We start from the raw sequence: 25,642 nt of genomic DNA, 5'->3' as shown, positions 1-25,642 counted from the left end.
TGCGTAGTTGCGTCCTCTCTAATATTATGGATTGATTAACCATGCCAAGCATATCCTCGTCGTTGGTGAGGAGATGGTCATGCAATCCATGGTGCAGCCACAGGAAGACGTCGCCGGCGAGGCCGGTCCAGACGCGCGCGAATTGAAGTCAATCATCGGCAAGCTGGCCCGCGAGGCGTCCAATCTCGGCATCGACCTCGTCGATATCGCCGGCGCGGTTCATGATACGGCGGCCATGTCGTCCCGCCACGCCGGGACCTTTTCCGAAATCACCGATGCGGCGCTGGAAATCGCCAGCACGAACAACACGCTGGCCGAAAGCCTGCGCCGCACCGACGACGATGCCGCGCGCGCCCGCGCCATGATGCAGGAGTCCTCCGCACGGCTGACGCTGTCGGCAACCGAGATCGACAAGATGCTGTCAAGCACCGGCGAGATATCCGCCGAGATCGGCAGCTTTTCGCAATCGCTGGCCAATGTCGACGGCATCGCCCAGGAAATCTCCATCATCGCCCGCCAGACCAACCTCCTGGCGCTCAATGCTGCGATCGAGGCGGCGCGTGCCGGCGAAAGCGGCAAGGGCTTTGCCGTGGTCGCGGCCGAAATCCGCGCCCTGTCGCTGCAGACCTCGAAGGCGACCGAGGCAATCCAGGCCATGCTCAACGAACTGGGCGGCAAGATCGAACGGTTGACCGGCTCTGGCGCCGGCGCGGCGGAAAGCGCGCGCGAGGTGCAGGAGACGTCGTCCGCCGTGCGCGCCTCGTTCGGCGAGATGGAGGGCGTGATGTCGAGCATCCTCGATTCGGCCTCCGAATTCGCCCGCACGACGGAGACGGTCGACCGCCAGTGCGCCGCCTTCGTCGACACGCTCGGCGGCATGGCCGGCGAGATGCTGAAATCGAATGCCGGCATGCAGAAGGCGAGCGAACGCCTCGACGATCTCGTCGGCCTCTCCGAGACGATCATCCAGCTGACGGCCAGCGCCGGCATCGAGACCGCCGACAGCCGCTGGATCGGCATGGCGAGCGACGTCGCCGGCGCCATTTCGGCGGCGCTCGAAGGTGCTGTCGCCAGTGGGCGCATTTCCGATGCCGATCTCTTCGACCGCAACTACCGCCCGGTGCCCGGCAGCGATCCGCAGCAATATCTGACGGCCTTCACGGCGATCACCGACGAATTGTTTCCGCCGATACAGGAGCCGGTGCTGCAGGAGGACGAGCGCATCGCCTTCTGCGCCGCCGTCGACAACAACGGCTACCTTTCCACCCACAATCGCAAGTTCTCGCAGCCGCAGAAGCCGGACGACCCTGTCTGGAACATGGCGAACTGCCGCAACCGCCGCATCTTCAACGACCGCGTCGGGCTTGCTGCCGGACGGTCGACGGCACCGTTCCTGGTCCAGACCTATCGGCGCGACATGGGTGGCGGCAATTTCGTGCTGATGAAGGATATTTCCGCGCCGATCGCCGTCAAAGGTCGCCATTGGGGCGGATTGCGGCTGGCCATCAAGGTCTGAAGGCGCTTCCCGGATTGGCGCTGATATTGGCATCGGCTTGCGGATTGCGCGCATGCATGCGATCCCCATGGCTCACGCCTAGTACCGGGACAAATCCATGCGCCTGAAAACCGAAATCTTCGTCTCCGCCCTTGTCCGCCGCGTCTTTTCCGCCGGCGGATTTGCCGCCGTCGAGCGCAAGGGAGCAGACGCCGCCGGCGCGATCTTCATCCGCCAACGCTTCCGCGACGGTCGCGAAAACCTCTACGGCCCGGCGCCGCAGAGCTTTTTCGAGGAAGACGAGGCGATGGGCCGGCTGTTCGAGAAGCGTCTGGAGCTCGCCGAAGCCGCCGATGTCGATGCCCTGCTGGCACGTGAAGCCAGCTTCGATTCCGACCTCTGGATCGTCGAACTCGAATGCGACAGCGTCGAGGGCCTGTTCGAGGTGGAGGGGTAGGGAGCCCGCTAGGCCGCCCGCTCGTCCTTGCTTGCCGGCGCTATTGGCGGCGCGACGGCATCCTCGTCGTCCGAGAAGGTGTAGCGGTCGGCGCGGCACCAGGTCTCGACGCGCTCGAGGCTGTCCCAGGGGTCCAGTTCGCCGAGCAGCATGTCCGCCATCGTCCTGCCGTCTTTGACGTCCCCGAGATGGGGATAGAGGGCGGCCAGGATCAGGCGGATGTCCTCTTCGGCCATGCCGACACCGATCAGTGTCGTTGCCAGCTGGTGACCGGAAATGTCCAGCATGATGCGCTCGGCAAGCCAGCGGCTGGACGTCAGCGTATCCGAAAGGGTCGTGGCGAAGTGTCCGGCTTCCATGTTGCGCGCGAAGCGGACGAGGAGGGCGGATTGCATTTCGGAAATGGAGCGCAGGCCGAGCCGGTCGGTTTCGGGGCGGGCCATGTGCCGGGCAAGCTGCTTCAGCTGATCGCGCAGCGCTTCCTCGCGCGCCAGCCGCAGGATCTCTTCGTCCCCGGCGGCCGGGGCGGCAACGGCGGCGGGCTGCGTTGCCGTATCGGCGCGGGCAGCGGTCGCCTGCGGAGCGTCGGCTCCCTCCTGTCGCGCCAGCGCTGCCGGATGCGGCATGCCCCGGCTCGGCTGTTCGCCGCGCTGTTCGGTATGGCGCAAGCCTACCAGCGCGTCGACGACGCGCGGCGACAGGTTTTCGCGCCGGACGATGGCGCGGGCATGCGCTCCGCCTTGCGTGCGGGCGATGGTGATCAGCGTTTCGTCATGGATTGCGGGGGAACTGGTGAGGAAGGGCGCGGCAAGGCTGATCGGCTGGCTGCCGATGAAAAGGGCGACGGCCTGGGGAACATGCTCGCACTGGGAAAGCGCGGCAATTGCCTGGCGGCGGGTCTCTTCGGACGAGGCGTGAAAGAACGGTGTGAAGAGCTCGGCGAACTGCTGCAGTTCCGTCCGGGTCGGCTGTTTGAGCGACTCGAAACTCGTCACGGTCGCCATCAGCACCACATCCTTCCTACGCACACCCAATGGTCCTTCCAGCTCTCTGTACCGGTCACTCACGGCCCTACCCACGCTACGCACTACATCTGAAAGAGCAAATTAGACCAAATTCGCTAACGACCTGTTAACTATGCTGTGTCTGAATGGAACCATCACCACCGGTGATCCGTTTGATGCGCTAAGGCGAAGCGGAAACCGGTGGACGAGAGAACGGCGCAGATGCCTCCGAAGGTTCGAGGTCCCCAATCTGGAGATGCGCCAGCCCGGCCGAAACGGCGGGCAGGATGAAATCGCTCTTCATCCGTCTCGATCGCCTTATCAAGGAGACGAGCATGGCAGAGATAGTTCGTTTACAGGACCGCAAGTCCAGCAAGAAGCCGCCGGTCAAGCGCCGGCCGGTCACCGGCGACGCCAAGGTGCTGCTGTTTACCGGCATACGCTACGAGCGCCGCGGCGAGATCATGATCAACAGCGTGTCGCAGAACCGCGGCTGACGGATTTCATCCGGCGGCCCTAGGCCGGACGGGTCACCGTGCAGCTTGCTTCCTGAAGGAAGGAGCGGGCAAGCGGGCCGTAGCTCGGCATGGGCGCCATGGCGCGCAGCACGGCATAGCCGTCGGACACCGGCATTTCCACGAGAATGGATTTTGCGAAGGCTTCCGGCAACTCCTTGCGGATCGACGCAAGGTCGACCGGTGTCGCCAGCACGACATCGAGCACGCCCGCCGAGGACGTGCGGTCATTGATCGAGAAGACCTCGTTGCTGTTGGAATCGTAGACCGCCAGCGACCAGAAGGGCAGGTCGCCCACCGCCTGCAGCCGCACCGGCCCGTCCGCCGCATCGAAACCGCAGACTGCCTCGCTCAGGAACGGATCGCCATTGGCAAGCCCTGCCGCATCCGGCTGATCGGCGAGCAGGTGGAACCGGTAGAACTCTCCCTCCGCGATCACCCGCGTGAAGGCGTCGCGGCCGGTGAAGTCCGGCAGCCAGAGGATGGTGATCAGATGCAGGATCGCCGCGCCGACCAGCCCGATGATGACGGCGAAGGGCACGCCCCTGAAATCAGGCATTCTTGCACCCCAGTCTCTGCACCTGCGGCATGGTCAGGTCCATCAGGCCCGCGCTGCCGGCCGTCGGCGTGTCGAACAGGGTCAGGACCAGCCTGAACGTGCCCGTCGGCAGCAGCGCCAGCCAGTTTCCGGGCTTGGCGTCAGTCGCCGCGACGATGTCGAACATGCCGTCCGTGCCGCGCACGACCACCCAGGAATTCAGCGCCATCGGCAGGGTCTTCGCTACGGTGAAGGGCCGGCCGTCGGCGCCGGCGACATAGAGCGTCCAGAGCCTTGTCTGCGGCGTCTGCCCGGAAATGCGATAGGTGCAGGCGGTCGAAAATGCTTCGCCCGAATCGTCGCGGTCGGCGACGAAACGCAGGGCCTCGGCCTCGCCATAGGTCAGCCGCCCGGCATTGGCCCGGTGCGCCTTGGCGTAAGGATCGGCATCGGCGGTCTGGGCGCGGGGAAAGGCGGTCCAGGCGCCAAGCCGGATGGCCCCGAACCCTTCGGTCGCCTTCAACGCATAGATCGACGACAGGATGCCGACGCCGAACGCGACCAGGAGGCCAACCGCCACAAGGAATGGAATTCTGAACACCTGGAGCTTGGACCCTCTGACCCCCGAACTGCTGCGGAGCCTAAAGCGTTCAGATTCAAATGGGAACAAGCCAGTTGCCGCAAACGGCGGCTTTCCACTGCGGGCGAGGGGAAAGCCCGGTGTGCGCAATGCGATCGGCCCGGGGCGATGCCCCGGGCCGATCTCTATTTCATCGGTAGCTGTCCGTCAAAAGGCGACCTTCACGCCCATCCGGCCCGAATACGCCTTGGACTTGTCGGTGTATAGCCAGCCTTCCAGCCCGCCATAGACGCTGACGTTCGATTTGATCTGAACGTCGATGTTTGCGCCGATGCCGGCGCCGGCGACATTGCGCGCGCCGCTATCGGCAACGCTGAACTCGGAGTTGTCGAGGCTGGCGTGGATGCTGTCGGAGCCGAGATACTGCACATCGGACACGGCGCCCGTCATGGTGAAGGTGAGCGGCTGTCCGGTCGAAAGCACGGTCCGCCTGGTCAGTTCGCCCATCAATCGGCCTTCAAGAGACTGGGACATACGCGAATCGTAGTCGATGTTCTGAGACGAGCCGCTTTCGTCGTAGCTCTCGTACCAGGCGCCCGTGTAGCGCAGCTTTGCTCGTCCGGTCAGCGTCCAGCCGTCGGCCAGCGACCGGGAGGTGCTGAGTGCAATTTCCGGCGAGGCATACCAGCCATTGAAGCTGCCGACCGCTTCCTCGTCACCGTCGTTGATCGAACGTTTGGAGCGGTTGTGTATGCCACCGAAGGCGACAGATGCGTCCAGCTGGAAGCCTTCGAACTGCTGCGCGCCGTAGAAACCGAAGAAGCCCGTGTTGCCTGTGATGGAGGATGTGCCGTCATTGGCCTTGCTGGAAACATGGCCGCCGCCCATGAACATGCCGAGGCGGGTCTTGTCGAACTGGTGGTCGACGCCGGAAATGCCACCGTAGTGGTAGGAGTCGCTACCCGACTGACCGTCTTCGCCCGGCAGGAACTTCTGACCGCCGAACACCCTCGTCCAGAAGAGATTGCCGGTGCTGTCGAGAGCGGCATTGCCGGCCTGAGTCTTGATCGCCTTGACGGCGGGGGTGTCCGCCTTCGTTTCAGCATAGCCAAGCGCGCCGGTGGAACCGGCCGTGTCGACCTGCACCGAATCAGGCCTGGCGACATCGAGAGACAGAATGCTGCCGACGACGTCCGACACCGACGAGGTATACTGCGTGGCCATCTTGCTCGCGGAAGGAAGCGTGACGACGTTGATCGTCCCGGTGGTGTCCGCGTCTGTGATGATCAGCGTCTGGCTGCTATTGTCGAGATTGATCGTGTTCAAGCCGGACAGATAGTTCGACGCCTCGATACGATAGCTTCCCGCGCCGAAATTGGTGGTATTGCCCGTGGTATGATTGTAGTCGACGACGCCCGAGAAGGATGAGTCGGGCGATATATTGAGCGTGTTGGAGCCGCTTGCGAAATAGACCGATGCGATGCCGCCGGTGATGCTGCCGGTATTGCTGATCGTGTTGCCGGACCCCTCCAGGTAGACACCGTATTTTTCGCCCTTGATCGTTCCCGAATTGTCGAGCGACGCCGTTTCCGAAAGGGTGACGCCCGTGCTGGTCAGGCCGGTGATCGTGCCTTTGTTGGTGATGGAGATCTTGCCGTTGAGGGTGGTCGCCTCGATCCCGTCGGCGCCGGTGACGGAGCCGGCGTTGACGATGGTGATATCGCCGCCGCCATCGGTGTCCTCATTGTCGCTCCCTTGAGCGGTGGCGGAGATCGCCGCATCGTCGGGAGCATAGATAACACCGGTCTTGGTGTTGGTGATGGTCGTGGTGCCGAAGCCCTGTACAAGCGTTTGAATGCCGTTATGACCGACGCCTTGGTCTGTCAGTTCGGTATTATCATAGGCATTGACGGTGCCGCTGTTGACCACCGTGACGCCAGTCGCGCCCCACGCCTGCAGGCCGATCTCGTCATATGATGTGACCGTTCCCGAGTTCGTCACACTGGCGGTGCCGGTGTCAGACCAGGCCGTGATGGCCTGGCGCGTGGTGGAATAGACGGTTCCGCTGTTGGTGACGCTGGTATTGGCCACATAGCCGATGGCGCGAATGCCGGCGAGATAGCCGTTGACGGTGCCGCTGTTGGTGATGGTGACGCTTTCCGTCTCTACGGAGTTGTGACCGCCATCGGCATAGAGGCCCCAATCAGTCGTCGAGGTTACGGTGCCGCTGTTTGTCAGGTCGACGCTGCCGTCGTTGGTCGTCGCGGTGATGCCCGGCCCCACGTAGGCCATTACCGTCGCGGCGCTGTTGACCGTGATGTCGCCCGACGTCTCATTTCTGAACCATTCGGCCCCAAAGCCGCCGCCGCTTGCGGTGATCGAAACGCCCGCATCGATGATGATCGTCGCGTCGTGATCGGCGGCTTCGGTCGAGAAGTAGACGGCGCTGTACCCCGTGTTGTTGATGACCGTGCCGCCGGTAATCGTCAGCGTCTGGCTCGTGGGCGAGGTGTCGCTGGTTTCCGGCCTGATATCGATCGCTGTCGCAGTACCCCCGGTGACGGTCAGCGCCGACGTACCAATGCCGCCAAGCATGCTGACGTGTCCGCCGTTATCGCAACTTAAGGAGGAAACATTGCCGGATGTGCTGCAGATCGAGGCTATCGGCTGGGCGAGAGCATAGGTCGGCAGAGAAAGATGCGCGGCAAATGGCATGGCGGCCATGCAGGTGGTGCTCAACAGAGCACGGACACGCGAGGAACTGGGAAGCTTTGACATTTTGAATCACATCCAATGCGGGAATCTTAAACACCTATGGGTGTATTTCGCAACTGATGAGATTCTCTTCTGGACGGCAATGTGACCGGAGGTAGATTTTCGTCTATAACCAAAAATGGTTGCGAATATCCGGATGCGCAACCCGCCGCGCCTCCGCTGTTCATTGAGCGAGGAGGCGCCTCACCGAACGCTGGCGACCTTTTGCGGGTCGGGCGGGGTGAGTGGCGGGGCCTTGATGAGGTCGTCGCGGATCGCGCGGATGAGCTTCGTCGTCTCCGGCGACAGCGAGCGGGGGCGAACGAGCGGCGGCAGCGAGCCGTCTTCTGGGGTGTTGCTCTTGCCGGCCGCGACCGTGATCGGCGTGCGGTCGCCGGTCGGCAGCGGGTCCTCGATGCCGGGAATGGGTTTCAGCTGGATGCCCTGGTGGGCGTAGTCCATCAGCCGCTTGAAGGTGCGGGCCGGAATGGAGCCGCCGGTCATCCGGTTGGTCGAGGTGTAGTCGTCGTTGCCGAACCAGACCGCGGTCGTGTAGTTGCCGGTGTAGCCGACGAACCAGGCGTCACGATAGGCCTGCGTCGTGCCGGTCTTGCCGGCGGTGACGATGCCGTGGTCGAGGGCGGCGCCGCGCGCCGTGCCGGACACCGGCACCTGGGTCAGCATCTGGTTCATGTAGGCGTCGGCCTGCTCCGAAATTACCCGCTTGGCCGCAGGCTCGTCGCGTTCGAAATCGTAGAGCAGGCGGCCGTCATAGGATAGGATCTGCGAGATGCCGTGACGGCGCGACTGGTAGCCGCCGGCGGGGAAGACCGCATAGGCGGTCGCCTGGTCGAGCACGGTCACTTCCGACGTGCCGATGGGAATCGTCTTGTTGGCGCGGATCGGCGTCTCGACACCCATGTCCTTCGCAATCTTGACGATGCCGTCGATGCCGAGCTTTTCCTTGGCGAGGCGGACCGGAATGGTGTTGATCGACTTCTTGAGCGCCGTCTCGACAGTGACCCGGCCGGCATAGCTGCGGCCGTAGTTCTGCGGCGACCAGCCGTTCCAGGTGATCGGCGCATCGACGACCGTCGATTGCGGCGTCAGGCCTTTTTCCATTGCCAGCGCATAGGTGTAGACCTTGAAGGACGAGCCCGGCTGGCGCAGCGCCTTGGTGGCGCGGTTGAACTGGCTTTCGCCGTAGTCGCGCCCGCCGACCATGGCGCGCACCGCGCCGCCGTTTTCGATCATCACCAGGGCTGCCTGCTTGGCCTTGTAGCTCTGGCCGTATTCGCGAAGGCTCGCTTCGGTGGCCTGGTCGGCGGCGTGCTGCAGGCCCATGTCGAGCGTGGTGCGCACGATCAGCGCATGTTCGGGGAAGCGGAAGGCGAGCCGTTGGACCTCGTCATAGGCCCAGTCGAGGAAATAGTCGGGCGATTCATTGGCGTCGCGGTCGATGGCGGTGGCCGGATTGCGCCTGGCGGCGACCACCTGGCCTTCGGTCATGAAACCGCCCTGGACGAGATTGGTGAGCACCTCGTTGGCGCGGGCGCGCGCTGCCGGCAGGTTGACGTGCGGCGCGTATTTCGCCGGCGCCTTGAACAGGCCCGCGAGCATGGCCGCCTCGGCAAGATTGACCTCGCGCACGTCCTTGCCGAAGTAGAAGCGCGCCGCCGCCGCCACGCCGAAGGTGCCGCCGCCCATATAGGCGCGGTCGAGATAGGTGGAGAGAATCTGCTTCTTGGTGAGGTTCGCCTCCAGCCACAGCGCCAGGAAGGCTTCCTTGATCTTGCGCTCGATGGAGCGTTCATTGGACAGGAACAGGTTTTTGGCGAGCTGCTGGGTCAGCGTCGAGCCGCCCTGGACGACACTGCCCGCCTTGGCGTTTTCGCCCATGGCGCGCACCAGGCCGAACACGTCAATGCCGAAATGGTCGAAGAAGCGGCGGTCTTCCGTTGCCAGCACCGACTTGATGAGATAATCCGGCATCTCTTCGATCGGGACCGAGTTCTGGTGGATGACGCCGCGATGGCCGATGACATTGCCGTAGCGGTCGAGGAAGGTGACCGCGTAGTCGCCGCTGTTGCGCCAATCCTTGTTGGTGGCCTGGAAGGCGGGAAGCGCCAGCGTCAGCATCAGGACGGCGCCGACGGTGCCCCAGGTCGCGGCCTCGCCGAGAAGTTCGAAGACGGCCCGCTTCCAGCCATACATGCGGAAGCGGCGGAAGAAGATGGTGATGCGTTCCCAGGTGTCGGCGATGCGGAAGCCGGCATTCCACAGGAAGGAATCGAGCGCGGCATCGATCTTGAGCAGGAGGAAGCGCTTCTTGCGCGGGCGCTCGTCTGATGAAAAAGGATCCTGCACGCTGCCGTCGCTCCCTCCGCCGGGCGGCATGTGCCGGCGGTTAACCCGGGCGGGATTATAACGGTTGGGGTCGGTTTGGAAAGTCCCGCCGGTGCCACACTGACACAGAAGACATACCAGGGTTAACCGGGATTTCCCCATGATGCCGAGGCGATAGAGTGACGGACAAACAGCCCTTCTGGAAAGAAAAGACGCTTCTCGAGATGAGCGCGCAGGAGTGGGAGTCGATCTGCGACGGCTGCGGCCTGTGCTGTCTCAACAAGCTCGAGGATTGGGATACCGGCGAAGTCGCCTTCACTTCGGTCGCCTGCACCCTGCTCGACGATCAGAGCTGTCGCTGTCGCCACTACGAAAGCCGCAAGGATTTCGTTCCGGAATGCATCCAGCTGACGCCGGAAAGCGTGCCGGAAATCCCGTGGCTGCCGCCGACCTGCGGCTACCGGCTGATCGAGGAGGGGCATGACCTCTACTGGTGGCACCCGCTGGTCTCCGGCGATCCGGAGACCGTGCATGCCGCCGGCATCTCGGCCCGCGGCCGCACGGTGAGCGAGGATGACGTCGATGTCGAGGACTATGAGGACTACATCGTCGACTGGCCGCTGACGGTGGGCGAGGGCGCCGAAAAGGCCTGAACGGGCGCCGTTTCGCCAGCCTCGGACCAGTTCTTTGTGCGAAGGGAGTTCCCGAATGAAGGGGACAGGCGCGCAATGCTGGACGAGATGCAGGACAAGGTCAGAATTTTTCTGCGCGGCTTTGCCGTGATGTCCGATCCCGTCGCGGTGCGCGAGAAGGGCCACGCCCTGCTTGCCAAGTTTCCCGGCGACGAGATCGTCAAGGTGGCCTCGCTGCTGACGGCCTACAATCCTCTGTTTCTGCCCGAGTTCGGCAATGTGCCGGAACTGAAGGCGACACCCGACCAGTTCATGGAATGGGTGATGCGGCTGAAGCTGACGGCGGCGAATGCAGCCCAGCCGAACATTCTCCTGGCCGCCGCGCCGAAATCCGCCTCATCCTTCATCTTCGTCGCCGTCGCCAGGGCGGCAAAACTCCCGACCGTCTATCTCGGCGCCAATATCGCAACGCCGCAGACGCTTGGGATGATGGACGGCATCTTGAGGGAAGACGAGGTGGACGAGCTGGCGCTGATCCGCAACGGGTTGAACGGCGTCGGCTACATCGCCCAGCACCACATCAAGCCGACGCCTTTCCTCTGCCGGCAGCTGGCGCAGTACAAGGTCCGCGTCATTGTCACCGTGCGCAATATCCTCGACACGTTCGTGTCGATCGACGACCAGTTCAAGCGCATGCAGAAGGTTTCACGCGAGGCGGGCGAGGACCCCGAGGTCAGCTATTTCTCGCAGGGCTTTCCCCGTCACTACACGGAAATGACCGACGAGGACCGCTTCGATTTCCTCGCCGACCGGGCGGCCTGGTACGTGCAGTTCCTGATGCACTGGCAGAAGCTGGAGCAGCGCGGCATGGTGGAGCCGCTGTGGATTTCCTACGAGCGCGACCTCTTGGGCGACCGCCAGGCGATGGCGGAACGTATCGCCGCCCATGTCGGCTTCGGCCTGTCGGCCGAGGCGGTGCTTGCCGAGCTTTCGGCCGATCCCGAGGCCGGGCGGTTGCAATGGAACAAGGGCGTGGCCGGCCGCGGCGAGGCTATCCCGAAGGGCCCGCGCGAACGCATATTGAAGGCCTTCGCGCCGTTCCGCGACGAGGCGGATTTTTCGCTGATGCTGGGGCCGGAGAGGGCGTGAGGATATCGACCGGCAGATATCGACGTTCGGCCCCGAGCCGTCGCCCTGCCTGGTGTCGAGTGGAAGAAAGAGGAAGGCAATGAACCCAGAAACGAAGGCACTGTTGCTGAAGTTTGCCGAGAAGATCTCGGAAAGTCCGGACCTCGCCTTTGTCGAGGCGAAGTGCAACGAATTCCTGGGCAAGCTCGATCCGCGCGAGCAGCTGGCCGCCGCGAGCGTCTTCTCGTTGACCAATCCCTTCTTCCTGCCCGCCGTGGATGACGAGGTGGTTTCGCGGCTGGCGTTCAACCTGGACCAGTTTTCCGAGCTCCTGATGCGGGCGAAGCTCTCGGCCGCGCGGGCCAGGCAGCCGAACATCCTGGTGGCCTGTGCGCCGAAATCGGCGTCGACCTTCATCAGCGGCACGTTGAGGCGGACCATGAGCCTTGGCGGCGCCAACCTGATGGCCGCATCCCTTTACATGCAGACGCCCTATGCGATGGGCATCGTGTTGCGCGAGCAGGAAACCGACGAGCTGGCGCTGATCCGCCACGGGCTGAACCAGCGGGGCTATGTGGCGCAGCACCATGTGCGGGCGACGCCCTATCTCTGCCGGCAGTTGAAGACTTTCAACATCATGCCGATCGTCACCTATCGCAACCTGTTCGATTCGATCGTCAGCCTCGACGACATGTTCCGCAAGGCACGCCAGAAGGGCTCCACCGGTAATGCCGATGTCGACTATTTCCTCGACGCGCTGCCGGACCGCTATCACGAGATGGACGACGAGACGCGCCTGACGGCGCTGGTGCACCTGCAGGCGCACTGGTTCCTGCAGTTCTATCTCTCCTGGAAGAAATGCGAGCGGATGGGCTTCGTCAAGCCGCTCTGGGTGTCCTACGAGAAGGACTTCCTCAACGACAAGCCGGGGCTGGCCGAGCGGATCGCGGCCTATGTCGGGCCGGACTATCTGGACGCTTCCAAGCTGGCGGAGGCCTTTGCCGATACCGAGACCGCCAGGGGCGAGCGCCTCAACAAGGGGGTCGCCGGACGCGGCGCACAGATGCCGGAGAGCGTGCGCAGGCTGATCCTCGAGATCGCCGAGCCCTACCGGGCCGAAGAAGACCTCTCCGAACTGGTCGGTGATTGAAATCAAGGACGCTTCGAAGGCAGAATGCTCAATGTCTTGATGCGGGCCGGAACGAGATCCGGTGATTGCCCCTTTTCGGAGTGTTCGTGACGTCTCTTGCCGACTACCTGCCGGACCAGCTGCCGGCCTTCGCGCTCGCTTCCGTGCTGATCGAGCTGACGCCGGGGCCGAACATGGCCTGGCTGGCCATGGCCGCGGCGACGGAGGGGCGGGCCAAGGGCTTTGCGGCCGTTGCCGGCGTGGCGCTGGGGCTGGCGACGATCGGCATTGCCGGTGCAGTGGGCGCGGCCGAGCTTGTGCAGTCTTCCGCGCTCGTCTACGAAACGCTGCGCTGGGCGGGCATCGCCTTCCTCTTCTATCTCGCCTGGGACGGCTGGCGCGACGGCGGCAGCGAGACCGGCGTCGGCGCAAATGACGGCTATGGCCGCTTCTTCCGGCGCGGTCTTGTGACCAACCTCCTGAACCCGAAGGCGGCAATCTTCTACGTCGCCGTGCTGCCGGCCTTTATCGATCCGGCCGGCGTGGTGCTCGGCCAGACGCTGCTTTTGACGGCGGTCTATGTGGCGGTGGCGACCGGCATTCATGCCGGCATTGTCGGTGCGGCCGGTTTCCTGACGCCGATCCTGACCGATGAGCGGCGCGAGCGTTTCGCCCGCCGCGCGCTCTCCCTGATGCTTGCCGCCGTCGCCGTCTGGTTCGCCTTCTCGACGGCGCGCTGAGGCGGACTTGATCTTTCGCAAATCAGGGCCGGGCGCCTTCCTGTAGAAACATATCGAAAAACGAATGTTTCTACAGGAGCTCCGCATGACGACGAAATACTACCCCGACATCACCCGGGACATTTCTGCCCACACCAAGACGCTGCGCCGCGACATTCCCGACGTGATGAAGGGCTTTTCGGCGATGGCGACGGCTGCGACCGCCGACGGCGCACTCGACAAGAAGGTCAAGGAACTGGTGGCGCTTGGCATCGCCATTGCCACGCGCTGCGACGGGTGCATCGGCTTTCACACCGAAACGCTGATCAAGCTCGGCGCGTCCAAGGCCGAATTCGAGGAAACCCTCGGCATGGCCATCTACATGGGCGGCGGCCCCTCGCTGATGTACGCCGCGCACGCCATGGCGGCGTGGGAGCAGTTTTCGGAGGGGGAGGGGTAGGTAATCGTGGGGCTCATCCGTCATTTACTCGCTGCGATTCAACGGATTGCCCTGAACTCGAAGCAGCCGCGGCGGGCTTTTCTCTACCACGCCCTTCCTCATCGCAATATGTATACAGCTCCAGGAGAAACATGCTTGTGCAACGCAATATGTGAAGTGCTTCGTGTGGAGCATATATGGTTTCCACATGCATAGTGGCGTTGCGCCATGGGTTTTTTACAGCGTCTAGGGTAGCTAAAAGCGCTTCAAATCGCGCGCCCATGCTGTCGGATACCCTGGTGTTACGAGGCCAGTTCTCATCAACTTTCTGGGTGATCGACTTTAGGATGATTGCCCAGTTTTTTTCTGCGGGCCTGGTGGCGTCAGGTATGCTGAGGAACTTACAAAGGGAGCGAATGCCACACTCCAAAGCTCGCATACTATGAAACACCGAAGCCGTGTAGCGGCTCAACGCCCAACACTTGGCTGCTTCTTCGATCTCAAAAGATGCATTCGGAAATGAGAGTGAGAAATCTCTCACGGGTCTTTCACCAACGGATAAAAGATCATCAACAGGTTGTAACATGACGACTTTTTCCGGATGGAGATAAAATAGCTTAACGTCATCCAAGTGATCGGCGAACCTACTTTCGATGTCGACCATAGCGGCCTGAAGGTCCGCGTAGTTGATCGGGGCAGCTTCTGGCGCAAATCTTCCTCTGACACGAGTGGCGCTGATAAGTGCGGAGCGGGACCCGATCTTTTCGAGTTCCGCAATCAGTTGATCGAGATGGTTTGTGACTAAAATTTGGTCTTGATCGCCAATAACATTGGTCTTCTCGCCGATGCTTTGGATGTTCAAGATAAGAGTTCGCATTTCAGCGACGGCGCCGAGAAATGCACGGCAATTCAGTTCCAACATGTATCAATCACTCCAATTCGTCGCTGCTATTTTGGCTGAATCTACCTACGGTGGATAGTTAATACTTGCGTATCCCCATGGTTCGGATTGGGTTTCCACTGAAAAACAAAAATAGGAAAATAATCCTTGACGGCGTTACGGTGGTCTGGTAGGGTTCTGGCATAGTCGGAAAGTTGCGACCGGATGCGGCGGTTTGGCCGGGAAGGTCGGGGCTGTTTCCGGTGTCGGGAACGAGGGTTTTTGAGAGGTCGGTTTTGCCGACCTTTTTTGTTGGGCGGGTGAGGGGGCTTACCCCCTCTGCCCTGCCGGGCATCTCCCCCGCAAGGGGGGAGATCGGCTGGTGGCGGCGTAATGCCACCGGCCATCGGAGGTTTCATGGACAATCTGGACAGGTTCGATCCGGGGCTTTTCGGGCCCTGGCCGGAGCGGCGCGTCTATGGGGGCGCGGCTGTGGGTGCCGGCGAAACGGATGCGCCGGAGGTGAAGTCGGGCGAGGGCGGCGACGATCTGCGCCGGCTCTTGAACGACATGACGCGCGAGATGCGGGCGCAGTTCGATTATTTCCGAAGGCTGCGCGGCGAAAGCGAGGCGGACGGGGCGGCGAGCCGGACCGACGCCAAGGCGGCAGTGGATGCGATGTCGCTCATCGTCCGGACGCTCGAAAAGATCGACGCGCTGCAGCGCCAGCTTGCCCGCGACCGCGAAGAGGAGGCAGACCGTCATGCCGATCCGGCCGAACTGGAGCGCGCCCGCGACGCTCTGCTGGCGCTTATCGACGAGCGGGCCGACGAACGGGCGGCGCGCCTTGCTGATGAGCGGGACGGCGGATATTCGCCGGCCGGGGCGGCGGGTGATGGCGTCGGAGATCGGCGAGGGATCGAGGCGGGTGACGTTCGCCTCTCACGGGATGGCGGCACCGGCCAAGCATCGGGTGGCGGCGTTCGCTGCGCGGAGGTCGTTGGGGCCAAGCACGGCCGAGAGAATTGGCGGGGGCCCGGCGCGGGCTGAGTTTGCAAATGAGAACCCGGAATGGATTGCGGTGGCGCCCTGGATGGGGCCGCTTGCCGATGAGATGGCGGCGGTCGCTCGCCGGGCGATGGCGCCGGTAGCGGTGAAATGGATTGCCCGCCATGAGCGGCGGATCGCGGTGCTGCTGGCCAATCCGGCGATTGCGGCGACACTGCTGAAGGACTGGGCGATTGCCGGGCGCGACGAACAGCAGCCGCCGAAGGGCGACTGGCGCAGCTGGCTGCTGATGGGCGGGCGCGGCTCCGGCAAGACGCGGGCCGGCGCCGAATGGGTCCACGCGCTGGCGAGCGGCGCCGGCGCCTCCGAGCTGCGCATCGCGCTGGTGGCCGAGACGCTGGGCGATGCCCGCGAGGTGATGATCGACGGCGTCTCCGGCATCTGCCGGATTGCCCGGCGCAACGTGCCGGTATTCGAGATTTCGCGCCGGCGGCTGGTCTGGCCGAGCGGGGCGATGGCCTACATATTTTCCTCGGAGGATCCCGAAAGCCTGCGCGGGCCGCAGTTTCATTTCGCCTGGTGCGATGAGCTCGCCAAGTGGAGCCATGCGACGGAGACCTTCGACATGCTGCAGTTTGGGCTGCGGCTGGGATCGCATCCGCGCCAGCTGGTGACGACGACGCCGAGGGCGGTGCCGGCGCTCAAACGGCTGATCGCCGATCCGGGCACGGTGGTCCGCAAGATTTCGACCGCCGCCAATGCCCGCAACCTGGCGCCGGGCTTCATCACCGCGCTCGAGGCGCGCTATGGCGGGACACGGCTCGGGCGGCAGGAGCTCGGCGGCGAACTGATCGAGGATCGCGAGGACGGGCTGTGGCGGCGTGATCAGCTGGAGGCGCTCACCGTCAGGGCCGCGGGGCCGATGCGGCGCATCGTCGTGGCGGTCGACCCGCCGGCGGCGGCCGGCAAGACGTCGTGCTGCGGCATCGTGGTGGCCGGGATCGACGAGGCGGGGCGCGGCGTGGTGCTGGCCGACTGCTCGGTGGAGGGCGCGAGCCCGTCCGGCTGGGCGCAAGCCGCGGCGCGGGCCTATCGCCGCTTCGACGCAGACCGGATCGTCGCCGAGATCAACCAGGGCGGCGACATGGTGGCCGCCGTGATGCGCTCGGTCGATGCCTCACTGCCGGTGACGACGGTGAGGGCGACGCGGGGGAAATTCCTGCGCGCCGAACCGGTGGCCGCACTCTACGAGCAGGGCCGGGTGGTGCATGCCGGACGGTTTACCGCGCTCGAAGACCAGATGTGCGATTTCGGCCCGGACGGACTGTCGAACGGCCGCTCGCCGGACCGGCTCGATGCGCTGGTCTGGGCGCTGACGGCATTGATGCTGGAGGGGGCGGGAGAGCCGAAGGTGAGGGGCGTGTGAGTGGTGGTGCAGCCATCGCATGTACAGAGATAAAATTGCATGTTAAAATTGCATTTGCGGACGAATGCACGCCAATGGGGAGTCCGCGCCAAACCGGGGGACATCATGAGCATCAATCGCAAGTTCTTCTACGATCACCTGCATGACACGCTTTTTGCCAGCGGCCTGAACCAGTCGCAGGTGGACGACCACAACGCCATTCTGGACGCCTGGGAAGAGGGCTACGCCAAGGAGGACGACCGTTGGCTGGCCTACATGCTGGCGACCGCCTATCACGAGACGGCGCGCACCATGCAGCCGGTGCGCGAGACGCTGGCGCCGACCGACGACAAGGCGATCGCCCGGCTGGAAAACGCCTGGAACGCCGGCAAGCTGTCCTGGGTCAAGGAGCCATACTGGCGCAAGGACAAGGACGGCAAGAGCTGGCTTGGCCGCGGGCTGGTGCAGCTCACCCACAAATACAACTACGAGAAGATGAAGAAGGAGACCGGCGTCGACCTGGTGTCGCATCCGGAGCAGGCAATGGAAATGGATGTGGCGATCAAGATCATGTTTATCGGCATGATCAAGGGCTCGTTCACCGGCCACAAGCTGGCCGATTATTTCTCGAAGACGAACGAGGACTGGGTGCATGCCCGCCGGATCATCAACGGCATGGACCGGGCGCAGCAGATCGCCGGCTATGCGCGGACCTATTATTCCGCGGTGAGCTACACGATCGCCGAGGCGGCGTGAGGCGCGACCTATCCGCATCGTCATCCCGGACCTGATCCGGGATCCAGCGGCGCGATGTCGATCGCGCGGGGCACTCATTTGACGGCTTGGTAAGGTGGCGAGCCTGCCAGAGTCTTTCCACCGCGCGGACGCGCGGTGGCTGGATGCCGGATCAAGTCCGGCATGACGGAAGAGTTTTGCCGCTGTGCCACGCCGGCAGTCAGAAACCAGGGAACAGTCACGACATGAGAAACATCTTTCGACTGCCGTTCAGGACGGCGGCGCCGGTTGGCGTGTCCGAGCAAAAGGCGCAGTCCGGGCTGGTCGCGATTGCGGCGGGTGGCGAGGCGCACTGGAGCGGGCGCTCCTTCGGCGAGCTGTCGCGAAACGGCTTCATGCGCAATCCGGTTGCGCACCGTGCTGTCCGGCTGGTGGCGGAAGCGGCGGCGGCGGTGCCGTGGCTTCTCTACGAGGGGGCGGAGGAGCTGTCTGAGCATCCGCTCATCGACCTTGTCCGCCGACCGAGTGCACGCATGGGCGGGCCGGAATTTTTCGAGACGCTGTTTGGTCAGCTGATGCTCTCCGGCAACGGTTTTATCGAGCCCGCCATCCTCGATGGCATGGTGCGCGAACTGCATCTCCTGCGGCCGGACCGCATGAGCGTGGTCGAGGGCGCGGACGGCTGGGCGGCGGCTTATGACTACCGTGCCGGCGGGCGTACGCGGCGGATTGCGGCGGACGGCGAGGGCATATCGCTCCTGCACATGAAACTCTTCCATCCGCTCGACGATCACCTGGGCTTCGCGCCGCTGGCCGCCGCCCACATGGCGCTCGATCTTTCCAATGCGGCGGCGCGCTGGAACAAGGCGCTGCTCGACAACTCCGCACGGCCGTCCGGCGCGCTGATCTACCAGCCGAAGGAGGGCGGCAACCTGACGCCGGAGCAATATCGCCGGCTGAAGCTGGAACTGGACGATGGCTATTCCGGCCCGATGCGGGCGGGGCGACCGCTGCTGCTGGAAGGCGGGCTCGACTGGAAATCGATGGGGTTGTCGCCCCGCGACATGGATTTCGTGGCGGCCAAGGACGGGGCGGCGCGCGACATCGCGCTCGCCTGCGGCGTGCCGCCGATGCTGCTCGGCATTCCCGGCGACAACACCTATGCGAACTACCAGGAGGCGAACCGTGCCTTTTACCGGCTGACGGTGCTGCCGCTGGTGGCGCGCACCATGAGCCGCTTTTCGCAATGGCTGTCGCCGGACGGATCCCTGCGCTTCGAACCCGACCTCGATCAGGTGGCGGGCCTCGGCGCCGAGCGAGGCGAATTGTGGAGCCGGATCGGCGCGGCGGACTTCCTGTCGGACGACGAAAAGCGCGAGGCGGTGGGGTATTGAGGGAGGTGGCAGTGTACCCCCCCCCCTCTGTCGCTTCGTGACATCTCCCGCGCAAGGGGGGGATTGGTCTACGCCGCCGAAAATGAATCAATCTCTGAAGACGGCTGGCCAGTGAAAAGCGATTCAGGATCAGGGCGTTGCGCTGGGGACCTGAATCGTTTTGTCCGCTTCTTTGACTCAAAGCCTGAAGAACCGGAATCTTTGCGTGAAGTGGCTGACTCAGACTGTCAGCGGATCGACGCAAGCGATTCAAAGGATTCTGCAATCCCTGATCCTGACTCTGCGTGACGTGCGGCTTTGCGCCCCGGTGCACGGTCCGTGCAGCGTTCAGGCGAGTAAAAGCAGTATCGCACCAACAGGTTAACAATATGTCCGACTTTGCCAACGAGCCCGGAATGTGGGCTGCGCGGGCGGCGGGTGCCGCTGCCGGCGCCGCGGTCTCGCTGATCTATCTGCTGCCGAAAAGCCGGCGGGAAGCGGCGACGCGGTTCCTGACCGGTCTCGTTTGCGGGGTCATCTTTGGCGGTCCGGCCGGGCTCTTCCTGATGGAGAAGCTGGGGCTTTCCGGCGAACTGTCCGGCAGCGAGGTCATGCTGTCGGGATCGGCGGCCGCCAGCCTCTGCGCCTGGTGGGGGCTCGGCATCCTGTCTAGGCTCGCCGAACGCTACGGCGCGCGGCGGTAGGTGACCGGCGGGCCGGTCAGGCGCACCGATATCGTCAACCTGTCCAACGGGCGGGAGAACCGTAACCAGCGCTGGCAGAATTCACGGCGCAGCTATGACGCCGGTTCGGGGATCCGCTCGGTCGCCGACCTCTACGAGGTCCTGGCATTCTTCGAGGCGCGTGCCGGCGAGATGTACGGCTTCCGCTTTCGCGACCCGGTCGACTGGAAATCCTGTGCGCCCGGCGCGGCGATTGCCGCGACCGATCAGGCGCTCGGCATCGGCGACGGGACGACGGCGGCGTTCCATCTGGTCAAGGCCTATGGCGACGGCGAGGGTGCGTGGCTGCGGACGATCGCCAAGCCGGTGGCGGGCAGCGTTTCGGTGGCGCTCGACGGCGTGGTTGCGGATGCCGCGACCTATGGGATCGACCATGCGATGGGCCTCGTCGTCTTCTCGGCGGGGCATCTGCCGGGCGACGGCGTGGCGGTGACGGCGGGCTTCGAGTTCGACGTGCCGGTGCGCTTTGCCACTGATCGGATCGACGTCAACCTGCAGGCCTTCAATGCCGGGCGCATTCCGACCATTCCGCTGATGGAGATCCTGCCATGAGGACGATCGATACGGCCTTCGCGACCCACCTCGGCGGCGACGTGACGACCGTCTGCCATGCCTGGCGGGTGACGCTGGCCGACGGAGCGGTGCTGGGTTTTACCGAACATGACCGTGACCTGAACTTCGGCGGAACGCTGTACCGCGCGGCGAGCGGCTTTTCCGCGAGTGAAGCGGAGGAGGCGAGCGGGCTTTCGGCAGAGACGTCGGATGTTGCCGGCGGATTTTCGAGCGAGGCGATCACCGAGGCCGATCTGGTCGCCGGACGCTATGACGGGGCGAAGGTCGAGGTCTACCTGGTTAACTGGGCGGAGCCGGATCAGCACCTGCTGCTCCGCGTGCAGGAGATCGGCGACGTCCGGCGGACGGAGGGGTATTTTTCGGCGGAGCTCAGGAGTTTTGCCCACAAGCTGTCGCGGCCGCAGGGCCGGACCTATAACCGCCGCTGCGACGCCACATTGGGCGATGCACGCTGCGGGGTCGATCTCACCGCCTATCGGGCGACGGCAAGCGTGGTGACGGTTGTCGATGCGGCGAAGCTGGTGGTCGCCGGCGTTTCCGGTTTTGCGACGGGCTTCTTCCGCCAGGGCGTCGCGCGCTTTGCCGACGGGACGAGCGCCGATATCGACGATGTGACGGCAGAGGGCGACCATCACGTCCTGACGCTGTGGCTGCCGCTCGCCGTGCTGCCGGCGGAGGGAAGCGCGCTGACGCTGACGGCCGGCTGCGACAAGGCCTTTTCGACCTGCAAGGCGAAGTTCGCCAATCATCTGAATTTCCGGGGCTTCCCGCACATGCCGGGAAGCGACTTCGCCTATTCCTATGCGACGGGCGAGGCGAACCATGACGGCGGGGTGCTGTTCGAATGAGCGATATCCGCAATGACGTCCTGGCGATCGCCCGCGACTGGATCGGCACGCCTTACCGCCATCAGGCCTCGCTGAAGGGCGTCGGCTGCGATTGCCTGGGACTGGTGCGCGGCATCTGGCGCGAACTCTATGGCCGCGAGCCCGGAGCGGGCGGGCGCCTACGCCCGCGACTGGGCGGAACGCTCCGGCGAGGACCGGCTGATGACGGCGGCGCTTACCCATTTCGGCGGGGCGGTGGGCCTTGACGCGGCCTTGCCCGGCGATCTTCTGATTTTCCGCTGGAAGGCGGAGATGGCGGCCAAGCATCTCGGCATACTGGAGGAGGGCGGCCGCTTCATTCACGCCTACGAGCAGGCTGCCGTGGTCTCCTCGGCGCTTGTGCCGTCCTGGCGGCGGCGGATCGCCGGCGTGTTCGTCTTTCCCGCCCGTCCGGGGCTCTGATCCCGTTTTCCTTTCGATGGCATGAGGTCCTGATGGCAACGCTTCTGCTTCAGGCCGCGGGCGCAGCACTTGGCAGCGTCTTCGGTCCCGTTGGTGCAATCATCGGCCGGGCGGCGGGTGCGCTGGCCGGCAACGCGATCGACCGCGCCGTGATCGGCGGCGGATCGTCGACGACGGTCAAGGGCAGCCAGCTGTCGTCGGCCCGCATCGCCGGGGCGGAGGAAGGCACGGCGGTCAATCGCGTCTACGGCACGATGCGGATCGGCGGGACGCTGATCTGGGCGACGCGCTTTCAGGAGGAGGTGACGACGGCGACCCAACGCAGCGGCGGCAAGGGCTCGTCGGGTTCCTCCTCAAAGGTGACGACCTACAGCTATTACTACTACGCCAATGTCGCGATCGGGCTCTGCGAGGGGCCGATCGCCGGCGTGCGCCGGGTGTGGGCGGATGGGCAGGAACTGGATCTGACGACGATCGAGATGCGGGTCCATGCCGGCGCTGAAGACCAGGCGCCGGATCCGCTGATCGAGGCCAAGCAGGGGGCGGGCAATGCGCCGGCCTATCGCGGTCTCGCCTATGTGGTTTTCGAGCATTTTCCGCTGGAAACCTACGGCAACCGCATTCCGATCCTGCAGTTCGAGGTGATGCGGCCGGCCGGACGGCTGGAAAGCCTCGTCAAGGCGATCACCGTAACGCCGGGCGCGACCGAATACGGCTACAGCCCGGTGGCGATCAAGGAGCAGACGGGGCAGGCGAGCGCCCGGACGATCAACCGCAATGTGCTGACCCGGGCAACCGACTGGGAAGCCTCGATCGACGAGCTGATGGCCGTCTGCCCGAACCTCGAACGGGTGGCGCTCGTTGTCGCCTGGTTCGGCACCGACCTGAGAGCCGGTGAATGCCGCATCGTACCGGGCGTTGAGCTCTCCGCGCGGCAGAAGGAAAGCGTCACCTGGAAGGTTTCCGGCATTTCGAGAGGGGCCGCGCATCTCGTCTCGCGGATCGACGGCGAACCGGCACTTGGCGGCACGCCCGATGACGCGAGTGTGGTCGCGGCGATCGCAGATCTCAAGGCGCGCGGGCTGGAGGTGTTTCTCTATCCCTTCGTCATGATGGACATTCCCGCCGGAAACGGAAAGGCAGACCCGTACGGCGGCACGGAGCAGGATGCCTATCCCTGGCGCGGGCGGATCACCTGCCATCCGGCCGCAGGGATCGCAGGCAGCGTCGACCGGACGGCTGCGGCACGCACACAGGTCAACGGCTTCTGCGGCAGCGCGACGGCAGGCAACTTCACCACCAGCGGCACGACAGTCACCTATCACGGCAGTGACCAGGGTTACCGGCGGATGATCCTGCATTATGCCAAGCTCGCCAAGGCAGCGGGCGGCGTGGCGGGCTTCATTCTCGGGTCGGAACTGCGCGGGCTGACGCGGGTGCGCGACGAGACCGGCGGCTTTCCCTTCGTTTCGGCGCTGGTGACGTTGGCCGCCGATGTCAGGGCGATCGTCGGCGCGTCCACGAAGCTCACCTATGCCGCCGACTGGAGCGAATATTTCGGCTATCACCCGGCGGATAGCTCCGGTGACGTTTTCTTCAATCTCGATCCGTTGTGGGCGTCGCCCAATATCGACGCGGTCGGGATCGACAACTACATGCCGCTCGCCGACTGGCGCGACGACGATCTCGTGGCGGCAAATCCCGACGGATTGCGGCTCGCCGACGATGCGGACGGGTTGAAGGCGGCGATCACGTCGGGCGAAGGCTACGACTGGTATTACGCCGGAGACGCGGCGCGGGTGAACCGCAGCCGCAGCCCGATCGCCGACGGCCTGGCGGGCAAGCCATGGGTCTACCGCTACAAGGACATCGAGGGCTGGTGGGTAAACCGGCACTATGACCGCCACGGCGGAGCCGAAGCGGCGGAACCGACCGCCTGGCTGCCGGGGATGAAGCCCGTCTGGTTCACTGAGCTCGGCTGCGCGGCAATCGACAAGGCGGCGAACCAGCCGAATGTCTTTTTCGACCCGAAATCCTCGGAGAATGCGGCGCCGTATTTTTCGAACGCCACGCGCTCGGACAGCGTCCAGCGCCGCTTTCTCGAAGCGCATCACGACTGGTGGACGAGCGAAGAAGCGCCGGCCGGCATGGTTGATCCGGGCCGCATGTTTCTCTGGACCTGGGACGCGCGGCCGTTCCCGACCTTTCCCTTTGACACATCCGTCTGGTCGGACGGGGACAACTGGCGCACGGGGCATTGGCTGAACGGCCGGCTGGGGACGGGGACGCTGGCCGGCATCATCGGCGCCGTGCTGACCGATCACGGTTTTGCCGATTTCGACGTGTCGCAGGTGAGCGGCAACTTGACCGGCTATGTGCAATCGGACGTGACGACGGCGCGCTCATTGCTCGAACCGTTGATCGACGTCTTCCAGCTCGACGTCTTCGAGGACGGCGGGCGGCTGACGTTCCGCTCGCGGGCCAAGGCGAGCCTGCCGGCGCGTGACATGGCGGTGCTGGTGGACGAGGAGGACCAGCCGCTGTGGGAGGAGACGCGGGGGCACGTGGCCGATTATGCCGGCGAGGCGCTGGTGACCTATTACGACGCGGCGCTGGATTACGAACAGGCGGGCGCACGCTCGCGCCGGGTGGCGGCGGCAAACGACCGGGTGCTGTCCTACAGTCTGGTGGCGGCGCTGCCGCAGGAAGAGGCGCTGCTGGCGACCGACGGACTGCTGCGCGACCACCGGATTTCCAGGCGGTCGATCACTTTCGCGGTGTCGCCTTCGATGGCGGGACTGCAGCCGGGCGACGTGGTGCGCCTGGCGGATGGTCCGGAAGGCCGCTTTCTGGTCACCCGCATCGAGGACGGCGACAGCCGCAGCGTGGAGGCGCGCGAAGTGGTCAGCGCTCCCGGTCTGGCGCCGCCGGCGGAAAGCGCGCGCCGGCACACATCCGGTTCGGCTTCCGCCAGCTTCTCGCCGATCGTCGACCTGATGGACCTGCCGCGCTATGGCGGCGACGAGGCATCGGAATTCGCGCGGATCGCCGTGACGGCAAGCCCATGGAAGACGGTTACGGTGTCGGCATCGGCGACGACCGAAGGCTATGCCGCCCGCGCCCTGCTGACCCGCCCGGCCATCATCGGGACGCTTGGCACGGCATTCGGCGGCGGCGTTTCCGGTCGCTTCGATCATTCGCAGGCGCTGGAGGTCGATCTTGCCTTCGGCAGCTTCGCGTCCGCGGAAAAGGCCACGGTGCTGAACGGCGGCAATCTGATCGCGGTCCGCTCTTCGGCGGGCAGCTGGGAACTCTGTTCGTTCCTCAAGGCGGAGGAAACGGCGGCGGATCACTGGCGCCTGACCGGTCTCCTGCGCGGGCTGGCCGGCACCGAGGACGCGATGGCGGCTGGGGCGGAGGAGGGCGCTGCAGTCGTGCTGATCGACGATGCGGTCGCGGCAATCGGCCTGACGGCGGCCGAGCGCGGGTTGGAGCGCAACTGGATCGTGGAAACCGCCGACGGCATGGCCGGGCCATTCGCCTTCACCGGCGGGGAACGGGCGGAAACGCCGCTGGCGCCGGTACATCTGCGTGCCGTGCGCCGTCAGAACGGCACCATCCGCATCACGTGGGTTCGGCGCGGCCGAATCGAGGCCGATAGCTGGTTGTCGAGCGAGATTCCGCTGGACGAGGAGACGGAAGCCTATCGGCTGGACATTCTCTCCGGCGGCCTGCCGGTCCGTACGGTCGAAGTGGCAAGCCCGGTCTTTGAGTATGCGGGTGCCGACGAGGTCGCCGATTTCGGCGGGCCGCAGGCCGCTCTCGCGATCCGGGTCCGCCAGCTCGGGCGCAAGGTGCCGCTCGGTATTCCGGCGGAGAGACTGATTTCCCTTTGAAAAC

Annotated in this window: 22 protein-coding genes and 1 pseudogene; 17 read left to right on the top strand and 6 right to left on the bottom strand. The window is 64.6% G+C overall.

What is annotated here, in order from left to right:
• Positions 1 to 79 precede the first annotated feature (79 nt).
• Positions 80 to 1,516, top strand: a complete 1,437-nt coding sequence (locus ACU5AY_RS11705) for a methyl-accepting chemotaxis protein (protein ID WP_446826338.1) — start codon at positions 80 to 82, stop codon at positions 1,514 to 1,516.
• A 97-nt stretch (positions 1,517 to 1,613) separates the two neighbouring features.
• The gene (locus tag ACU5AY_RS11700; RefSeq protein ID WP_446826337.1) at positions 1,614 to 1,952 is read left to right on the top strand and encodes a DUF1491 family protein; all 339 of its coding nucleotides are present in this window, start codon (positions 1,614 to 1,616) and stop codon (positions 1,950 to 1,952) included.
• An 8-nt stretch (positions 1,953 to 1,960) separates the two neighbouring features.
• Here the strand turns inward: ACU5AY_RS11700 and ACU5AY_RS11695 are convergent, their stop codons facing one another.
• Positions 1,961 to 2,980: a DUF2336 domain-containing protein gene (locus ACU5AY_RS11695; protein ID WP_446829003.1), complete on the bottom strand. Its 1,020-nt coding sequence runs from the start codon at positions 2,978 to 2,980 to the stop codon at positions 1,961 to 1,963.
• Positions 2,981 to 3,291: 311 nt separating this feature from the next.
• On the opposite strand from ACU5AY_RS11695, the gene ACU5AY_RS11690 reads away from it, so the two are divergent.
• On the top strand, positions 3,292 to 3,453 hold the full coding sequence (locus ACU5AY_RS11690; protein ID WP_446824887.1) for a hypothetical protein: 162 nt from the start codon (positions 3,292 to 3,294) through the stop codon (positions 3,451 to 3,453).
• A 19-nt stretch (positions 3,454 to 3,472) separates the two neighbouring features.
• On the opposite strand, the gene ACU5AY_RS11685 is transcribed toward ACU5AY_RS11690, so the two are convergent.
• The 4 genes from ACU5AY_RS11685 to ACU5AY_RS11670 all read right to left on the bottom strand — a co-directional run bounded on the left by ACU5AY_RS11685 (position 3,473) and on the right by ACU5AY_RS11670 (position 9,740).
• Positions 3,473 to 4,030 (bottom strand): DUF1254 domain-containing protein, encoded by a 558-nt coding sequence (locus ACU5AY_RS11685; RefSeq protein WP_446826336.1) that lies wholly within the window; start codon positions 4,028 to 4,030, stop codon positions 3,473 to 3,475.
• Entirely contained in the window at positions 4,023 to 4,610 is a 588-nt protein-coding gene (locus ACU5AY_RS11680) for a DUF1214 domain-containing protein (RefSeq protein WP_446826335.1), read from the bottom strand. The genes ACU5AY_RS11685 and ACU5AY_RS11680 overlap by 8 nt, the downstream gene beginning before the upstream one ends.
• Before the next feature lie 186 nt (positions 4,611 to 4,796).
• Positions 4,797 to 7,367: an autotransporter outer membrane beta-barrel domain-containing protein gene (locus tag ACU5AY_RS11675; RefSeq protein WP_446826334.1), complete on the bottom strand. Its 2,571-nt coding sequence runs from the start codon at positions 7,365 to 7,367 to the stop codon at positions 4,797 to 4,799.
• Positions 7,368 to 7,547: 180 nt separating this feature from the next.
• Positions 7,548 to 9,740 (bottom strand): transglycosylase domain-containing protein, encoded by a 2,193-nt coding sequence (locus tag ACU5AY_RS11670; protein ID WP_446826333.1) that lies wholly within the window; start codon positions 9,738 to 9,740, stop codon positions 7,548 to 7,550.
• A gap of 173 nt (positions 9,741 to 9,913) precedes the next feature.
• Here ACU5AY_RS11670 and ACU5AY_RS11665 point away from each other — a divergent pair, with 173 nt between their 5' ends.
• The 5 genes from ACU5AY_RS11665 to ACU5AY_RS11645 all read left to right on the top strand — a co-directional run bounded on the left by ACU5AY_RS11665 (position 9,914) and on the right by ACU5AY_RS11645 (position 13,757).
• On the top strand, positions 9,914 to 10,342 hold the full coding sequence (locus tag ACU5AY_RS11665; RefSeq protein WP_446829002.1) for a YcgN family cysteine cluster protein: 429 nt from the start codon (positions 9,914 to 9,916) through the stop codon (positions 10,340 to 10,342).
• A 75-nt stretch (positions 10,343 to 10,417) separates the two neighbouring features.
• A complete protein-coding gene (locus ACU5AY_RS11660; RefSeq protein ID WP_446826332.1) occupies positions 10,418 to 11,470 on the top strand; it encodes a hypothetical protein in 1,053 nt (350 codons plus the stop codon).
• A 79-nt stretch (positions 11,471 to 11,549) separates the two neighbouring features.
• Complete coding sequence (locus ACU5AY_RS11655; RefSeq protein WP_446826331.1) at positions 11,550 to 12,599, top strand: hypothetical protein; 1,050 nt, start codon at positions 11,550 to 11,552, stop codon at positions 12,597 to 12,599.
• Between the two features lie 86 nt (positions 12,600 to 12,685).
• Positions 12,686 to 13,318, top strand: a complete 633-nt coding sequence (locus ACU5AY_RS11650; RefSeq protein WP_446826330.1) for a LysE family translocator — start codon at positions 12,686 to 12,688, stop codon at positions 13,316 to 13,318.
• Between the two features lie 85 nt (positions 13,319 to 13,403).
• Positions 13,404 to 13,757 carry a carboxymuconolactone decarboxylase family protein gene (locus ACU5AY_RS11645; protein WP_446826329.1) on the top strand — a complete coding sequence of 118 codons (354 nt, stop codon included), beginning with the start codon at positions 13,404 to 13,406 and terminating at the stop codon, positions 13,755 to 13,757.
• 13 nt (positions 13,758 to 13,770) lie between these two features.
• Here ACU5AY_RS11645 and ACU5AY_RS11640 read toward each other — a convergent pair whose 3' ends face one another.
• Positions 13,771 to 14,658, bottom strand: coding sequence for a hypothetical protein (locus ACU5AY_RS11640; RefSeq protein ID WP_446826328.1), 888 nt, complete (start codon positions 14,656 to 14,658; stop codon positions 13,771 to 13,773).
• 375 nt (positions 14,659 to 15,033) lie between these two features.
• On the opposite strand from ACU5AY_RS11640, the gene ACU5AY_RS11635 reads away from it, so the two are divergent.
• The 9 genes and pseudogenes from ACU5AY_RS11635 (at position 15,034) to ACU5AY_RS11595 (ending at position 25,638) form a co-directional block, all read left to right on the top strand.
• Positions 15,034 to 15,666 carry a hypothetical protein gene (locus ACU5AY_RS11635; RefSeq protein WP_446826327.1) on the top strand — a complete coding sequence of 211 codons (633 nt, stop codon included), beginning with the start codon at positions 15,034 to 15,036 and terminating at the stop codon, positions 15,664 to 15,666.
• 43 nt (positions 15,667 to 15,709) lie between these two features.
• Positions 15,710 to 17,050 (top strand): DNA-packaging protein, encoded by a 1,341-nt coding sequence (locus ACU5AY_RS11630; RefSeq protein ID WP_446829001.1) that lies wholly within the window; start codon positions 15,710 to 15,712, stop codon positions 17,048 to 17,050.
• Positions 17,051 to 17,155: 105 nt separating this feature from the next.
• Positions 17,156 to 17,785, top strand: a complete 630-nt coding sequence (locus ACU5AY_RS11625; protein WP_446826326.1) for a glycoside hydrolase family 19 protein — start codon at positions 17,156 to 17,158, stop codon at positions 17,783 to 17,785.
• Positions 17,786 to 18,009: 224 nt separating this feature from the next.
• Positions 18,010 to 19,158, top strand: a complete 1,149-nt coding sequence (locus ACU5AY_RS11620; RefSeq protein WP_446826325.1) for a phage portal protein — start codon at positions 18,010 to 18,012, stop codon at positions 19,156 to 19,158.
• A 368-nt stretch (positions 19,159 to 19,526) separates the two neighbouring features.
• Positions 19,527 to 19,841, top strand: a complete 315-nt coding sequence (locus ACU5AY_RS11615; RefSeq protein ID WP_446826324.1) for a DUF6107 family protein — start codon at positions 19,527 to 19,529, stop codon at positions 19,839 to 19,841.
• Positions 19,842 to 20,432 (top strand): phage distal tail protein, Rcc01695 family, encoded by a 591-nt coding sequence (locus ACU5AY_RS11610; RefSeq protein ID WP_446826323.1) that lies wholly within the window; start codon positions 19,842 to 19,844, stop codon positions 20,430 to 20,432.
• Positions 20,429 to 21,301: a DUF2163 domain-containing protein gene (locus tag ACU5AY_RS11605; protein WP_446826322.1), complete on the top strand. Its 873-nt coding sequence runs from the start codon at positions 20,429 to 20,431 to the stop codon at positions 21,299 to 21,301. The genes ACU5AY_RS11610 and ACU5AY_RS11605 overlap by 4 nt, the downstream gene beginning before the upstream one ends.
• Positions 21,298 to 21,742: pseudogene (locus ACU5AY_RS11600) on the top strand (NlpC/P60 family protein). Before ACU5AY_RS11605 ends, ACU5AY_RS11600 begins: the two are co-directional and overlap by 4 nt.
• Before the next feature lie 32 nt (positions 21,743 to 21,774).
• Positions 21,775 to 25,638, top strand: a complete 3,864-nt coding sequence (locus ACU5AY_RS11595) for a baseplate multidomain protein megatron (protein ID WP_446826321.1) — start codon at positions 21,775 to 21,777, stop codon at positions 25,636 to 25,638.
• Positions 25,639 to 25,642 lie beyond the last annotated feature (4 nt).

Source organism: Rhizobium sp. PAMB 3174, assembly GCF_052908375.1.
Note: the sequence above shows the minus strand (reverse complement) of the source record. Positions and strands in the feature narration are given on the sequence as shown.

What these genes read in the sequence shown, in the direction of transcription:
- ACU5AY_RS11595 (WP_446826321.1), top strand. Translation starts at nt 21,775, where the DNA reads ATGGCAACGCTTCTGCTTCAGGCCGCGGGCGCAGCACTTGGCAGCGTC.
- ACU5AY_RS11635 (WP_446826327.1), top strand. Translation starts at nt 15,034, where the DNA reads ATGGACAATCTGGACAGGTTCGATCCGGGGCTTTTCGGGCCCTGGCCG.
- ACU5AY_RS11685 (WP_446826336.1), bottom strand. Translation starts at nt 4,030, where the DNA reads ATGCCTGATTTCAGGGGCGTGCCCTTCGCCGTCATCATCGGGCTGGTC.
- ACU5AY_RS11620 (WP_446826325.1), top strand. Translation starts at nt 18,010, where the DNA reads ATGAGAAACATCTTTCGACTGCCGTTCAGGACGGCGGCGCCGGTTGGC.
- ACU5AY_RS11645 (WP_446826329.1), top strand. Translation starts at nt 13,404, where the DNA reads ATGACGACGAAATACTACCCCGACATCACCCGGGACATTTCTGCCCAC.
- ACU5AY_RS11700 (WP_446826337.1), top strand. Translation starts at nt 1,614, where the DNA reads ATGCGCCTGAAAACCGAAATCTTCGTCTCCGCCCTTGTCCGCCGCGTC.
- ACU5AY_RS11670 (WP_446826333.1), bottom strand. Translation starts at nt 9,740, where the DNA reads ATGCCGCCCGGCGGAGGGAGCGACGGCAGCGTGCAGGATCCTTTTTCA.
- ACU5AY_RS11625 (WP_446826326.1), top strand. Translation starts at nt 17,156, where the DNA reads ATGAGCATCAATCGCAAGTTCTTCTACGATCACCTGCATGACACGCTT.
- ACU5AY_RS11640 (WP_446826328.1), bottom strand. Translation starts at nt 14,658, where the DNA reads ATGTTGGAACTGAATTGCCGTGCATTTCTCGGCGCCGTCGCTGAAATG.
- ACU5AY_RS11705 (WP_446826338.1), top strand. Translation starts at nt 80, where the DNA reads ATGCAATCCATGGTGCAGCCACAGGAAGACGTCGCCGGCGAGGCCGGT.
- ACU5AY_RS11615 (WP_446826324.1), top strand. Translation starts at nt 19,527, where the DNA reads ATGTCCGACTTTGCCAACGAGCCCGGAATGTGGGCTGCGCGGGCGGCG.
- ACU5AY_RS11655 (WP_446826331.1), top strand. Translation starts at nt 11,550, where the DNA reads ATGAACCCAGAAACGAAGGCACTGTTGCTGAAGTTTGCCGAGAAGATC.
- ACU5AY_RS11660 (WP_446826332.1), top strand. Translation starts at nt 10,418, where the DNA reads ATGCTGGACGAGATGCAGGACAAGGTCAGAATTTTTCTGCGCGGCTTT.
- ACU5AY_RS11675 (WP_446826334.1), bottom strand. Translation starts at nt 7,367, where the DNA reads ATGTCAAAGCTTCCCAGTTCCTCGCGTGTCCGTGCTCTGTTGAGCACC.
- ACU5AY_RS11605 (WP_446826322.1), top strand. Translation starts at nt 20,429, where the DNA reads ATGAGGACGATCGATACGGCCTTCGCGACCCACCTCGGCGGCGACGTG.
- ACU5AY_RS11630 (WP_446829001.1), top strand. Translation starts at nt 15,710, where the DNA reads ATGGGGCCGCTTGCCGATGAGATGGCGGCGGTCGCTCGCCGGGCGATG.
- ACU5AY_RS11665 (WP_446829002.1), top strand. Translation starts at nt 9,914, where the DNA reads ATGAGCGCGCAGGAGTGGGAGTCGATCTGCGACGGCTGCGGCCTGTGC.
- ACU5AY_RS11690 (WP_446824887.1), top strand. Translation starts at nt 3,292, where the DNA reads ATGGCAGAGATAGTTCGTTTACAGGACCGCAAGTCCAGCAAGAAGCCG.